The organism is Tardiphaga sp. 768_D3_N2_1 (genome assembly GCF_052076105.1).
GTDB lineage: Bacteria > Pseudomonadota > Alphaproteobacteria > Rhizobiales > Xanthobacteraceae > Tardiphaga.
Genome location: NZ_CP197245.1, coordinates 3,143,661 through 3,155,410, shown reverse-complemented (window position 1 = coordinate 3,155,410; position 11,750 = coordinate 3,143,661). Strand labels below are relative to the sequence as shown.

The window sequence follows — 11,750 nt, the reverse complement described above, 5'->3', positions numbered from 1 at the left end:
GGCGTAAACCGGCAACTTCGGGTACTTTACCGTGGTTTCGCGCGCATCGTGTCGTGACTCGGCGGCTTTGAGTTCATGGCTTACCGGGCGCTCCTGGCCACCCAATTACCCAGGCAATCAGACTCATTCCAGTGGCGACGACAATCCCGAGTCCAAATACTTCGATCATGGGAGCTTTCTGCGCTGCTACCCATTTGTTTGGGCGCATCTTTCAGCGGCTAAGAGCTCATGGCGGTTCGACGAAAATCCGGCAGCTGCTAGACCCTGCGAGGGCAGTTTGTTTCTGAATGCGTCGTGGAGGTGCTGCTTTAGTGCAGGACCGGAGGGTCATTAGATCCTTGGCTTTGTGAGTTTTAAACGCGCCCGTTCGTCTGCACTGTGGGAGCTCGGCTCGAGCCTAGCCGCGTGATGGCTCAGACCTTCGATTAATGCGCGGGCGTCTTTCGTAGATATTGTAATCGTATCAGGATCTAAAGCGTTCAGCCCCAACGTCCACCTACGCGTTCCCGGAGGCGGCTCTTTCTGATTTGCTAAGATTTCATGCAGGAGCGGCTTTATAAGTTGCCTGATATCCGCAACCGTGTTTCGCGCTACATGCTTGAGGTTCTCAGCGGTCGCTCGATGAAGCGGGGGCATCTTGTTCTGCTTTCATGCTAAGGGGCCCTAAGCTCACTGCAGCTAGATTCATCGTTTCCAGCGTAGTCATCAATCTGCGCAGTGCAATGTCTTCCGAAGGCGATATGGCCTGTCGTGCGAAGAACGGCATCTATTGCCGATAGGTTTGAGCGAAGAGCAAGTATCTCCGCATCAGCGGTGATTGGGGAGCCCGATACGTATGCTTTCGCGATCAGGACGCCGCGTTTTATATCCATAAGTGGTTCGATCATGCGTTGATCCACTGCGTCATAACGAATGGCGTCCAAGCCAGAAAGCACGACGTCAAGCTGGATTTTGCTGTAGAATCCGGATTCTGGCTTGCTGCTTAAGGCCATTAACGCAAGCCGCTGCGCATAAAGTCCCACGTTTCGCGCCGCAACAGATTGGCTGAGCTGGCTCAATTTTGTGAACTGGTGCGCTTGGCTGGCAGCGTCGGCTGACCGTGTTGCCGCGTAGGCAGAAAATGCAGCTGCAATAGCAGAGAGAATTGGCGGCAATAGACGGATACTCTTAGCTAGGTGTTGTTTTAGCTGTATCGCGAACATGCGCCGCTCTCCATTGTTGCTGTAATTCGTTACTTCACGCAAAGCGCGAATAGTAGACGATGACTATCGTTACCCTCGTCGCGGTGCTGCTTTAGCGCAGCACCAAGCGCAAAGAGGAGGTCTTCGGCGTCTCCCCCTATCAAGTGGCCGTTTCAGTTTTTTTCCCGTCACCCTCGGGTAGGCCGGGAAGTGAGAGAATTGGGGGGCCGTCGGTCTTTAGGAACTGAAGCGACGGCTGTTGAGCAATAATCTCTGAGTATTGGTTCTCGACCAGGCTGCGAGCCGCCTGGGCATCTTGCGTCTCCTCTTCGCCATTCTTTAACGCGGCTGGCTTCGCTGCTCGAATCTCAAAACTAAAACCCTTATCGATGCGACTGGCGATCTCGCCAAGTGCGCCGGTCATTTCGATCTTCAGTTCTTTTCTTCGAGTCTTCTCCACCTTTCCATCCGGAAAAGTCGTAACGATCTCTTCGCTGAGAGCGTTCACCGTCGTCTTCATTTTGTCATTAGCGTGATCGATAATTCCTTTGAGATTCTCTTCTGGAACGCCAGAGATGCGCAGCGCCGCGATTTGTTCTTTAATGCCAATGACGATTTTGTAGCCTTCAATTAGGTTGCTGATACTCTTTGCTATGAGCTTGGCAGTCTCGAAATCGATCTGGCAGAGTATTGAGAATTCGCTAGAAGCGATCGATTTTAGTCTAATGTCAGGACGATCGCCGTGGGTTGCTTCGCGAAACACAGACACTATCCGCGATAGCTTTCTCAGCTCTGAGCCAAATTCCGATAAATTTTCATGCACCGCCGTTCGGGGGATTAGAATGCCGACTTCCGCCGTTCCGGGCTCCGGCAAATCGGTGCCAATGGCGAAGCGAACAAAACTCGCCCGGAGATTCTTTAGAGCGCTAATGTCGCCATCTATCTCGTCGGAAATCTCCTTCAAATGCTCCAACGCTATTGTTGGCGTTACAGCATTCTGCGACAGCACGTCTTCGATCGCGGAGAGTAGGTTGTGCCCGATCCAGTTTTCAGAATTCATTTCCCGAAGATATTCGATCCATAAGGGCGGAAATGAATTGCTCGAAAGTTTGGGCAGTATTTCTCGTAGATCTTTGACTTGCTGGTCGAACTGTTGAGGGTAGGAGGGTTCAGCGGGCGCATTGACGCGATTCTGAGCGTGGGCGACGAGCTTTGTCAGCCTCCCGGGGATATCGTTTGTCTCGAAATCTTTCAGTACACTGGTGGCAATGGCGTGCAGCGTTTCTACGTTCATCTATTGCCGTCCTGAGATTGCTGAAAATGCGATTGGCGGATGCTGCAAAGGCCAGCTCCAATTGGGATTAAGCTTGGCCCTTAAAGAGAGGCGATAAAGGGGTCTAGCCCTTTGTCACGACACATCTTCGGAAGGATGTCGCGATACATTGGTGTCGACTCACCGACGGCGCCCAAGACGCCGGCGGTGATTTTGCCTTTGGTGACGGCGACGGTGCCGATGAACGGCTGCATGCCAACGTATCCGCCGTAGCTATTTTTGGAGTTGACCATCGCGCAGTAATCGAAGCTGCCGTCTAGCGGCATGGCTTTGCGCACTTTTGCCCACTGAAACTTTGCCGAGTCAGGATCTTTTAGGCCGGCAGCGAAAGACTTGGCGAGGACTGCTTTCTCTGCCGGTGTCAGATCCCTGATTTCATCGGGCCCTAGAAGCGGGGCGGCCGAAGCCACCTCGGTGGACCCCTGAGAGGCGGCGGTGGCGTAGCAGCCGGCCAGCAGCAAACAAAGTGGCAGCGCTGCGAGAGCGAGCGGTTTCATTGGTGTCCCCCAAAGACTTCCCAGCATCCGAGCGCAACGCGTGCAGACGCGATTGCCGGCGGAGCATCCCTTCAGCAAAGTTCTACGATGCTATTTCCGTTTGGACGGCTTTGGAGCCGGTTTCGCGCGCTTCCCATCAGCATGAGCTAAGACCGCGCCAGCCAGCCGCTTCGTGTCACGTCCTGCATTTGGGTCGCGCAACTTCTGAGCAGCCAGCTTTTCAATGGCTGGCGAATGATCCCGTGGTCCCTTGATGTTTGCCATGTTCCTTCCCCATTTTGGTCAGCATCAAAGCGCAACCAGAGCGGGAGGGCAAGGCCTGGCACGCTATCTGTTCGGAGTGAGACGCTCTACCACCAGACACATCGTGGATTGTTGGGGCGCATTTGCGCACCGTCACCATAGGAGCTTGATAGCTCCAGCAATCGCCCAGAAGCAGATCACCCACATAGCGACCTGGCCCGATGCACCTTTGAATTTGAATCCCACGAATTCAAACTCGATTGGCCCATCCGTCTGGCGGAGAAAAACGACCAACGCGAAAGCGGCCGCTGCGGCGCCGGGTAACCCAACGATCGCAGCGAAATGATTTTCGAGTATCGCCTCCCATTTAGAGAACTGGGTCACGACGACCCAAATCGTCCAGCCGAACGTCAACGCGGCGCCCAATACAACGAAGATCGCAAATCCGAGACTGATAACCTTCCGGTCGATTTCAGAGCTTGGATCTGTGACCTCCGGAATGGCAGCCGCTGGCGGAAGTGTCTGGTCGGTCATTCGCTCCCCCTAGTTCGCTTGGGATGAAGGCTCGAGGTCGTGCAATTTCTGCTCCACCTGATCGGCGAAAGGTCCCCAGCAGCCGCAGGCAAGACACATGAAGGAGTATTCCGAATGGCCGGTATCGACGATCTCGACGGCGCCACAGGCAAGGCAGAGCGGTTCGTCGCTCATTTTGGCATAGGTCTCCATTGACCATCGCGAATGGCCAGCATCAATCTTGCCGATGCGGTGCGCCGAGGGGCAGCGGGAGATGTCGCGATCTGCTCTGCCGCAGCCCAGTCGATCAGTAAGCGGCCATCGCCATCTGTGCCGATCATGGGATCGATCTCGGTGGACCGGTTGATCTTATCTGTCTGTACCGTCTTGGGTGTCTGTCCGAGGGCCGAAGAGGCGACTAGCAACGCGGCGCCAAGCGCGAGCAGACTATTGCTAGCAGGTAGTGCCATCCTTGCCCCCTAAGCTCCGATCGCCTGCGACACGATAGTATTTGACTAGCTCAGCGTGCAACCTAAAATAGCATTCATTGAGAGTGGGAGATGGCGATATGTCGGTGTTTTAAATTATCAGAAGCCGCGGCTCAGCCGGGCGCACACGGGTTCGTTTTCTCCCGCGCACTGTGGGAGAGAAAGAGCATGTTGCTCCTGTTGATCTGGTATCTGATCAAGCGTCTCTATCGTAAGCGCTGAGCCAGCGGCATCTTCGGTGAACGGTCCACGCTAGAGCGTGTACTCATAAATTGAGGTTCGCAAGCAAGCTCAACCCGTTTCCGCTATTCCGCACATTGCAGACTCAAGTTCTACATCGCCTCAGGTCCCTTTTGTGCCAACAGGCGACATTATCCGCGCAGCCCACCTATCCTGGTCGTCCATGGCCTCCGCGCACTCGGAGGGCGCCGCCGAGCCACCTGCCAAAGGCGGCGAACGCGAGAACAGGCACCAGCAACGGCGGCACGATGAAGATCGCGATATAGGCTTGGCCGGCATCGCGGACACCACTGGCAATTGCAGCGCCCCAGATGCCATGCACCATGGCGACCATCGCGAACGCCATCGTGGCGACGACACCGCCGAAGCTGCCGGTTGCAGCCGCGCCCCCGAGCGACCACGCGAGCATTAAGAGATAGAGCCCGATCCCGACCTTGTCTGAGCCATGCGTCACGAAGAGCAAAACAAATGCTGTCGCTGCGAAGGCGATGCCGACGGCGTGCACGATTGCCGTCCGCTCCGTGCCGATGCGTCGCGCCTCCGCTCCGATCAGGCGCACGTAGCCGCTGCCGACCAACGCCACTAACCCGCTGGCGACGCCGTCGATTCCTATTCCGTAGAGCGCGCCCGACAAAGGGCCGTTCAATGACAAGCGAGAGAAGTACAAGGCGCCCCAGGCGCCGAAGCCGAGGGCGGAAAGGCCTGCCGCCATCAAGTGGGAACGGGTCAGCATGAACAGGCCGGCGCCGGCCAGCAGCGGCAACAGCGGCGTGACGACAACGAGGTAGAGCAAATCGAGAAGGGGCATTGACGATTCCAATCCGCCAAAGTGACGTCCGAACCGTGCCCCAGCCGAAAGCTATGGCAATGAAAACCGGCCAAACTGCTGTGCGTTAGTGGCCCGGTCCTGCGTTTGGTTCATGTGGGGGGATCGGGGGTCGCAAGCATGTCGGCCCGGGGGCATTCGCGTCGCTTTTGACATGTCGGCAGCATGTCCGCTATCCGACCCATCTCGGACCTGCCGTTCGGTGTTGCGAACACTCAGATAGACATGATTCAAGCTTCCGTACCGGGGCCTCGAATCATGAGATATGAACTCACGGACTTTGAGTGGACTGCCATCAGACCGTTCCTTCCGAACAAGCAGCGGGGTGTGCCGAGGGTCGACGACCGGCGGGTCCTCAACGGCATCTTCTGGATATTGCGGTCGGGAGCTCCATGGCGCGATCTGCCAGAGACCTTTGGGCCTTACACGACCTGCTACAACCGGTTTGTTCGTTGGCGGATGGCTGGAATCTGGGACTCGATCATGGAGGCCCTCGCGGAAACCCATGATGGCTCTGTCCAGATGATCGACACCTCCATTGTCCGCGTGCATCAGCATGGAGACTGCATCACAAGGAACCAGCGCCAATCGATGGGAAGGTCACGCGGCGGCTTGACGAGCAAGATCCATGCGGTGGTCGATGGCAATGGTCTGCCGGTACGGTTGGCGCTGAGCCCGGGTGAGGCCCATGACGTTCGACTCGCTGGAAAACTGCTGTCTCGTCTGAAGTCCGGGTCAATGCTGCTTGCCGACCGTGGCTATGACGCCGACTGGATCAGGGAGCTTGCGATGAAGAAGGGCGCGTGGGCCAACATCCCGCCGAAAAGCAATCGCAGCGATCCGATCTGCTTCAGCCCCTATCGACGATGCCGTTGTCAGACTTGAACTTGGCGGTCGTCATGTCCTCACTCGCCCACGGGTGAAAGAGAGCCCCACAGGACGGGCAGGGAGAGGTTTGAGGCTCAAAGGTCTCGGTCGTCCACTGCATGCACGAGTGACCGCAGGTCATGCAGCGATACCAGTTTCGGAAGGGCATTTTGCCTCCGAGCAAACGGTTTGAGATTTAGGGCAGCGGGAGAATCTTGCGCGCCGAAATCGTATACGGCAACATGCCTGCAACCTTGGGAGGCAGGGATGGGGAAGCCGGAAGAGCCTTACATTCGTATGATCGTCGAGACCTACACCGAGAGCGGCAGCGGTCTTCACGGCGACCTACACGTTCGGCCGATCGCCGGTCAGGGGATATCGCGAAGCCTCCGAGTCAGATTTCCGAAAGCGCTCAGACGAGCCCATGAGCGAGGTACGCATTTCCTCGTCTATGCAAAACTGACCGACAAAGAGGGCGGCAATGACTTCGTTCACACGAACCACGCATGGGACGTTGAAGTCTTGGGTATGCCTGGCACTTATGACCCGACAGGGCTGACCAAAAAGCGTTAGACCCTCAGTCTCGGCAAAACCATTACCAATCCGACAGGTTGGCCCAGCACCCGCGTCGCGATAGCGGCTAGCTCTTCCCAGTACTGCTCAATCTCGTCGGCCGCTTCCTCGCTGGGCGCCCCTACGAACAAAATATCTCCCTCAACCTCGATGAATTCGACGCCAAGGAACAGGCGGTCGAATTCTTCCGCTCCAACGAGATTGGCGGTGAGGGCTTGGATGGCGAGGTCTTGTACCGGGGACAGATGCATTTTGATGCCGCAAAAAGAGTCACTTCATTTGAGGGTTAGATGTTCACGGGGCACTGTTTGTTCAAGGGGCCGCATTACCTGACTGGTGCGGATCCGCCGAAAGACAGTCAGGCGGAAATCAAAGAAAGTCAGGTCCCATCGAACGTCCAACATTCTATGCGATTATCCCGGCATCAGTTCGGTATGCTTCTATCTCGGCCAACGCCAAGCTACTTTACGGAGAGCTAACGGCACTTACGAAGCGTGAAGGCTACTGTTGGGCATCAAATGCATACTTTGCGCGGCTGTACGACGCTGGCACTCGAAGCGTCTCTAGGTGGCTGGCGGAGCTGGAGCAGGCAGGCTTCGTCGACATCGAGCCTGCCGTAAACCAGCATGGGCAACGGAAAATCTACATTGCTGATGCCCTGCCAAAAATGGCTAGCCAAAAGTGGCAGGCCAAAAATGGCGCGCAGAACGATACAAGTAAGAAAACGATACAAGAAAAGAGAGAGCGTGCTCAGTATCTCGAAGCCTTCTTGGACAAGAACGCGTGCAAGGTGTCGTGGTTCATCTGGTCGAACAAGGATCTGAAATGGTCTCTGGACCGTTGCCAGACCGTTTTCGACACCTTCCGTGACTACGGGCGCGCTCAACCCGGTCAAGAAGGTTCAAAAGCCGACTGGGGGGGCTACGTGGCGCAACTGGTGCCGACGTGAGACCAGTTTCCAGAAACCTCTTCCCAAAGGTGAGGTGAGGGTGCGGGAGACCACACCCGCTGAGGATAGAGAGGCGGAGGCTCGCAAAGAGTTTCTGCGATTGAACAAGCTCCCTGAGAATATCCGCAAGACGCCGGAGGAAATCAGGGCGCTGATGAACGAAAGCCTCTCCAAGTCAGACAAGGGAGCTTGGAGACGATCTCATGAAGCGTTTTCTGATATTCGCAGCTCTCTTCCCGCCTCTCGGGATGCTCGTTTTCAACGCCCCGGATGAAGTCTCGAAAGGCATTCCATCGAGCGAAGATCTGTTGGCGTGGCTGATTGCCTCTTATCCGATTGCGATTGTCCCGGCGTTGTTGATGGCGGGGATAGACCGGGCGTTGTCGAAACAGACCTTCCATCTTCTGAAAACGACAGCCGTAGGAGGTCTGGTGTCCGCGTCAGTGTTGCTCTTTCTATGGAGCGGCCTTGCGCCGTTTTGGTCAGGTGTGATGGCTGTACTTTTAGGAGCACTTCCAGCCGCTGTGTGTTCGTGGCTGTCGGACAAATCTATGAGAAGCGTAGATGCATGAACGCTTGCCGGAATATGCCTGTGGACTTCTCCGGCCGGTGTCACTCAGCCCATTAAGCTTCAACGAGTTGCAATGACCCACCGTGTTCCTTCATCATGCCGTTGAAACGGAGGGTGGTCATGGACAAGGAATACAAGAAATTTCTGCGGAATGAGCTGCATGACATGATTCCTCAGCGAACTCCTGAGGAGAGGGCTGCGCGGAAGCGTTTTGCGACGTTGTGTGGTCATGTGTCGCGTCGTCTTCATAAGAATGAGCGTCTGACCGGTAACGTGTTGGATTTGGCGCTTAGCGCTGTGAATGATGAGAATACGTCGGAGAGGCTTAAAAATGGTCAGCCGCTTACTGACTATGAGAAGCATCTCATCGTTGATGTTGTTTTGCTTCACATGAGGTTGGCGCCATGAAGGACTATTCCGCTAAACTGGCACACGCCCAAAGCCTGGTCGCTTTGATCGACAGCGGCAGGGCGATGGGCGCCACCGTGAATTCAGACTGGGAGCCTGTAGCCCGCGCATTTCTGGAGCTGCGCGCCATGTTAAAAACCAATGTGAAGCCAAATGAGTGAACGATAAGAAACTGAAGGCGAGCCGCTGTTGCGGGGATGCGCGGGGGAAAAGTGAATGTTTAAAAAGCTTGGGCTGTTCTTTGCCGGGAGGTGGACACCTGTCCTGGCCGTTCCATGCAGCGCAGTGCTCATGTTGATATCCGATCTGCTGTCGGCTCGAATGTCACTTTTCGTACTGTCGCTCTCTGCGGTGCCGATCGCAGCGATGTTTTATTGGGTCAGGCGCAAACATCGTTTGTCCTATGGAATTACGGAAATGATGATGGCGATTGTGGGCCTCTACGCGCTCATGCTCGCAATCGTGTTCAAGGACGCGCCGGCGGATGGTTATCTAAGCATCATCAGCACGCGGACGATCTCTTTCATCGCCGCTGTTTATGTGATGGTCCGAGCCTTCGACAATATCGGCGAAGGACTACCCGCGAGGTTCACAAGGGTTTGGGATGTCGTATTCCCGAAGGAAAAACAAGATGTAGGGACTCAATGAGTGAGGGCGCACAGTGAACATCTAGATCCCCAGATAAGATCGGCAAGAGAACCGAAATTCCTCCATGTTTTCGGACGGCTTTCCCCACATAAGACAACGCCAAACCTCCAATAAGACCGATATAGTTGGCAATTTCCCCACATAAAATGGGCACGGATCGCGCCGAACGTGGCCGGGCTCATTTCACTCTGAGGTCGGGCATCGCGGAAGCATTTGTTTACCCCTCGACCATAAGTCCGAGGAACTTTCTTGAGCGGCGCGCTCGCAGACCTTACGCATACTCGGCAAACGGAGATGGACATGCGACTACATTTTGTTTCGCGCGCCGCCGGCGTGACTGCGGGTCTGGGCATTTCTCTACTAGGCGCGGGACCGGCGTGGTCTCAGCAATCGCGCGTCGCGTCGATTGACGCGAAAACACTGCAGCAAACCCTCCTGCAGAACGTTCAGTCGGGTTCTACCAAGCAGACATACGAACAGGCGCTCCGGGCTTTCTTCGTAGCGGCCGACGCCGATTCCGATGGTGAGATTACCCAGCGTGACGTTCAACTTCACAAGGTCATGGAGGAAACTCAGAGCAGGGCGCTGGCTGTCCAGCAGGCGATGCGATACGATCTCGACGGTGACGGCTTCGTTACGGAGGTTGAAATCCAACGAGGCATATCCTACGAACTTCGATCCCAGACGTCGCCGCTCCCGGGCCCATCGGTTCGCGATGCGATCGCCGGTCAGATCGCATCGCGCGTTCGGGCCATCATGTCTCTCGACGCGGACAACGACGGCAAAGTCTCGTCGCTTGAAGCCGCAAAGTCGGTGAAGCCGAACCGCAACGGCGGTTTCTCCACGCGTGCGCAGCAGCTCCTTGAACTCGACGCGACCTCCTCGGGCGTTGTCACCCTTGCCGCCTACGAGGCGATGGGCGCGGAATTGTTCCAACAGATCGATGCCGACCGTGACGGCGTCATTTCCCAGCAAGAGATGAGCGACTACCGTACACGAGCCGAGCGAGCAGGCTGCGAGATGCCGAGGGCATCCGAGAAAGCACAGGTAGTCCTGTTCGGTTCGTACGAGACCGAGACCTTGTCAAATGTTACCTTGGGATCGCAGGATAACGTCGTCCATGCCGGGCGCGTCAACATCGAAACCGGCGCGGACCCGGTATACGTCGTCTTGACGAGCTATGCTCCGACCATCTGGCAGTTCACCGGCGCGACCGAGCGCGTCGAGCGGGTCGTCGTGACCAGTCTGTCCACGGGGCCGAATCGAAGCGAGCCCGGACAGCGGCCTCTTGCTGGCGTGACGGGTGTCGGCAAGGAACGCGTAGTGTTCTTCAATCGGCCGAACTGCCTGCCGTATTTCTACGAGTCACCATCCGCAGGATCTTTCCAGTCCGTCGGCTCCGTGAGAACGGCGACTGGCAAGGCCCCCGACGTGACGTCAGCCGTCTACGCTGTCAGGTCGTTTGCCGCGCCCTCCGGCGCGATTGTCTCGGTGAAGAAGGACAAGAACGCCGAACCTGTTGGGCCCGCCAACGAGACCATCACGAACGCTCCGAACAGCGATGCGAAGAGCGATCTGTTCAGATACTCGCCCGGCGGCGTCGTGGATATCGACCCGCAGGCCGTGGTCGGCAGTGCCCCGGCCCAGAAGTACGAGGTGATGCCGCAACAGGCCGGGTTGGTGCAGTTACTCTCGTCCGGTGCGCTGGTGCGTGCGAAGGGGGGTGAGTACATCGTCAAACAGAAGACCAGATTCCCGTCCGGCTTGGCCGGCGCTCATTCCGTCACGTTCCTGCTCCCGACCGGCGTTCCTTATCCGGAAGGCGATCCAGGACATTCATGCGTGGTGATTGAAGAAACCGGTCTCAAGAGGGGCGCTGGTTGCCGCTGATCCTCAGCGCAAAGCACCGATCGTCTGGCACCTCAGGGGCGGGACGGCGTCGCGCCCCGAGCCTATCGGTCGTTGGCGTGATCGCGTTCCGTCGCCGGAGCGAGCAGCTTCTAAGTCATCGCAGCTACGAACGTAGCGGCGTTCTCCGGAAAATAATCTACACCGACGAGCCTAATCATTTCCCTCTAGTACGCCTCGAGCTCTGGTTGTGTCGGCGTTGAATAACTCATAACGCATCAGCCCGGGAATTGCGTGGCCGCGACGGTTGTCCTGATCGACGATGCGCTTGAGGGCAAAAGTCAGTTCAGGAAGACGCTGAACTTCGTCGATGACGACGGGCAAGCCAGAATCCTTGGCCTGATCAGAGAGCGCCTTGAGCTGATTGTATGGGTCCTCGTCCAATGCGCGTCGGATCGCATCGTCGTCCAACGTCACGTAGGCGGCAGACTTCAGGATATCACGGACCAAGGTCGATTTCCCGTCTTGCCGGGGACCAACGATGTTTACGATCCGACTGTTGGAA

At 56.5% G+C, this 11,750-nt stretch carries 16 protein-coding genes and 2 pseudogenes; 9 read left to right on the top strand and 9 right to left on the bottom strand.

The window, feature by feature from the left end:
- Window positions 1-653 precede the first annotated feature (653 nt).
- The 7 genes from AB8A27_RS14820 to AB8A27_RS14790 form a co-directional block, all read right to left on the bottom strand.
- A complete protein-coding gene (locus AB8A27_RS14820; RefSeq protein ID WP_441242545.1) occupies window positions 654-1,202 on the bottom strand; it encodes a hypothetical protein in 549 nt (182 codons plus the stop codon).
- Between the two features lie 139 nt (window positions 1,203-1,341).
- Window positions 1,342-2,475, bottom strand: coding sequence for a hypothetical protein (locus tag AB8A27_RS14815; RefSeq protein ID WP_441242544.1), 1,134 nt, complete (start codon window positions 2,473-2,475; stop codon window positions 1,342-1,344).
- 80 nt (window positions 2,476-2,555) lie between these two features.
- Window positions 2,556-3,011 (bottom strand): hypothetical protein, encoded by a 456-nt coding sequence (locus AB8A27_RS14810; protein ID WP_441242543.1) that lies wholly within the window; start codon window positions 3,009-3,011, stop codon window positions 2,556-2,558.
- Between the two features lie 396 nt (window positions 3,012-3,407).
- Complete coding sequence (locus tag AB8A27_RS14805; protein WP_441242542.1) at window positions 3,408-3,788, bottom strand: hypothetical protein; 381 nt, start codon at window positions 3,786-3,788, stop codon at window positions 3,408-3,410.
- A 9-nt stretch (window positions 3,789-3,797) separates the two neighbouring features.
- Window positions 3,798-3,962: a hypothetical protein gene (locus AB8A27_RS14800; RefSeq protein WP_441242541.1), complete on the bottom strand. Its 165-nt coding sequence runs from the start codon at window positions 3,960-3,962 to the stop codon at window positions 3,798-3,800.
- Window positions 3,959-4,237 carry a hypothetical protein gene (locus AB8A27_RS14795; protein ID WP_441242540.1) on the bottom strand — a complete coding sequence of 93 codons (279 nt, stop codon included), beginning with the start codon at window positions 4,235-4,237 and terminating at the stop codon, window positions 3,959-3,961. Before AB8A27_RS14795 ends, AB8A27_RS14800 begins: the two co-directional genes overlap by 4 nt.
- Window positions 4,238-4,643: 406 nt before the next feature.
- Window positions 4,644-5,303 (bottom strand): hypothetical protein, encoded by a 660-nt coding sequence (locus AB8A27_RS14790; protein WP_441242539.1) that lies wholly within the window; start codon window positions 5,301-5,303, stop codon window positions 4,644-4,646.
- Between the two features lie 276 nt (window positions 5,304-5,579).
- Between AB8A27_RS14790 and AB8A27_RS14785 the strand changes: the two are divergent.
- A pseudogene (locus tag AB8A27_RS14785) lies at window positions 5,580-6,182 on the top strand (IS5 family transposase); the annotation flags it as partial.
- 273 nt (window positions 6,183-6,455) lie between these two features.
- Window positions 6,456-6,761, top strand: coding sequence for a hypothetical protein (locus AB8A27_RS14780; protein WP_441242538.1), 306 nt, complete (start codon window positions 6,456-6,458; stop codon window positions 6,759-6,761).
- Here AB8A27_RS14780 and AB8A27_RS14775 read toward each other — a convergent pair.
- Entirely contained in the window at window positions 6,758-7,012 is a 255-nt protein-coding gene (locus AB8A27_RS14775) for a hypothetical protein (protein ID WP_441242537.1), read from the bottom strand. The genes AB8A27_RS14780 and AB8A27_RS14775 overlap by 4 nt on opposite strands.
- Window positions 7,013-7,065: 53 nt before the next feature.
- Between AB8A27_RS14775 and AB8A27_RS14770 the strand changes: the two are divergent.
- The 7 genes and pseudogenes from AB8A27_RS14770 to AB8A27_RS14740 form a co-directional block, all read left to right on the top strand.
- Window positions 7,066-7,350, top strand: a pseudogene (locus AB8A27_RS14770) (helix-turn-helix domain-containing protein); the annotation flags it as partial.
- 78 nt (window positions 7,351-7,428) lie between these two features.
- Window positions 7,429-7,710, top strand: coding sequence for a hypothetical protein (locus AB8A27_RS14765; RefSeq protein WP_441242536.1), 282 nt, complete (start codon window positions 7,429-7,431; stop codon window positions 7,708-7,710).
- A gap of 203 nt (window positions 7,711-7,913) precedes the next feature.
- Window positions 7,914-8,282, top strand: a complete 369-nt coding sequence (locus AB8A27_RS14760; protein WP_441242535.1) for a hypothetical protein — start codon at window positions 7,914-7,916, stop codon at window positions 8,280-8,282.
- 119 nt (window positions 8,283-8,401) lie between these two features.
- A complete protein-coding gene (locus AB8A27_RS14755; protein WP_441242534.1) occupies window positions 8,402-8,689 on the top strand; it encodes a hypothetical protein in 288 nt (95 codons plus the stop codon).
- Window positions 8,686-8,850: a hypothetical protein gene (locus AB8A27_RS14750; RefSeq protein ID WP_441242533.1), complete on the top strand. Its 165-nt coding sequence runs from the start codon at window positions 8,686-8,688 to the stop codon at window positions 8,848-8,850. Before AB8A27_RS14755 ends, AB8A27_RS14750 begins: the two co-directional genes overlap by 4 nt.
- A 55-nt stretch (window positions 8,851-8,905) precedes the next feature.
- A complete protein-coding gene (locus AB8A27_RS14745) occupies window positions 8,906-9,337 on the top strand; it encodes a hypothetical protein (protein WP_441242532.1) in 432 nt (143 codons plus the stop codon).
- 300 nt (window positions 9,338-9,637) lie between these two features.
- Complete coding sequence (locus AB8A27_RS14740; RefSeq protein WP_441242531.1) at window positions 9,638-11,227, top strand: hypothetical protein; 1,590 nt, start codon at window positions 9,638-9,640, stop codon at window positions 11,225-11,227.
- 171 nt (window positions 11,228-11,398) lie between these two features.
- On the opposite strand, the gene AB8A27_RS14735 is transcribed toward AB8A27_RS14740, so the two are convergent.
- A complete protein-coding gene (locus tag AB8A27_RS14735; protein ID WP_441244913.1) occupies window positions 11,399-11,737 on the bottom strand; it encodes an AAA family ATPase in 339 nt (112 codons plus the stop codon).
- Window positions 11,738-11,750 lie beyond the last annotated feature (13 nt).

What these genes read in the sequence shown, in the direction of transcription:
- AB8A27_RS14820 (WP_441242545.1), bottom strand. Translation starts at nt 1,202, where the DNA reads ATGTTCGCGATACAGCTAAAACAACACCTAGCTAAGAGTATCCGTCTA.
- AB8A27_RS14815 (WP_441242544.1), bottom strand. Translation starts at nt 2,475, where the DNA reads ATGAACGTAGAAACGCTGCACGCCATTGCCACCAGTGTACTGAAAGAT.
- AB8A27_RS14810 (WP_441242543.1), bottom strand. Translation starts at nt 3,011, where the DNA reads ATGAAACCGCTCGCTCTCGCAGCGCTGCCACTTTGTTTGCTGCTGGCC.
- AB8A27_RS14805 (WP_441242542.1), bottom strand. Translation starts at nt 3,788, where the DNA reads ATGACCGACCAGACACTTCCGCCAGCGGCTGCCATTCCGGAGGTCACA.
- AB8A27_RS14800 (WP_441242541.1), bottom strand. Translation starts at nt 3,962, where the DNA reads ATGAGCGACGAACCGCTCTGCCTTGCCTGTGGCGCCGTCGAGATCGTC.
- AB8A27_RS14795 (WP_441242540.1), bottom strand. Translation starts at nt 4,237, where the DNA reads ATGGCACTACCTGCTAGCAATAGTCTGCTCGCGCTTGGCGCCGCGTTG.
- AB8A27_RS14790 (WP_441242539.1), bottom strand. Translation starts at nt 5,303, where the DNA reads ATGCCCCTTCTCGATTTGCTCTACCTCGTTGTCGTCACGCCGCTGTTG.
- AB8A27_RS14780 (WP_441242538.1), top strand. Translation starts at nt 6,456, where the DNA reads ATGGGGAAGCCGGAAGAGCCTTACATTCGTATGATCGTCGAGACCTAC.
- AB8A27_RS14775 (WP_441242537.1), bottom strand. Translation starts at nt 7,012, where the DNA reads ATGCATCTGTCCCCGGTACAAGACCTCGCCATCCAAGCCCTCACCGCC.
- AB8A27_RS14765 (WP_441242536.1), top strand. Translation starts at nt 7,429, where the DNA reads ATGGCTAGCCAAAAGTGGCAGGCCAAAAATGGCGCGCAGAACGATACA.
- AB8A27_RS14760 (WP_441242535.1), top strand. Translation starts at nt 7,914, where the DNA reads ATGAAGCGTTTTCTGATATTCGCAGCTCTCTTCCCGCCTCTCGGGATG.
- AB8A27_RS14755 (WP_441242534.1), top strand. Translation starts at nt 8,402, where the DNA reads ATGGACAAGGAATACAAGAAATTTCTGCGGAATGAGCTGCATGACATG.
- AB8A27_RS14750 (WP_441242533.1), top strand. Translation starts at nt 8,686, where the DNA reads ATGAAGGACTATTCCGCTAAACTGGCACACGCCCAAAGCCTGGTCGCT.
- AB8A27_RS14745 (WP_441242532.1), top strand. Translation starts at nt 8,906, where the DNA reads ATGTTTAAAAAGCTTGGGCTGTTCTTTGCCGGGAGGTGGACACCTGTC.
- AB8A27_RS14740 (WP_441242531.1), top strand. Translation starts at nt 9,638, where the DNA reads ATGCGACTACATTTTGTTTCGCGCGCCGCCGGCGTGACTGCGGGTCTG.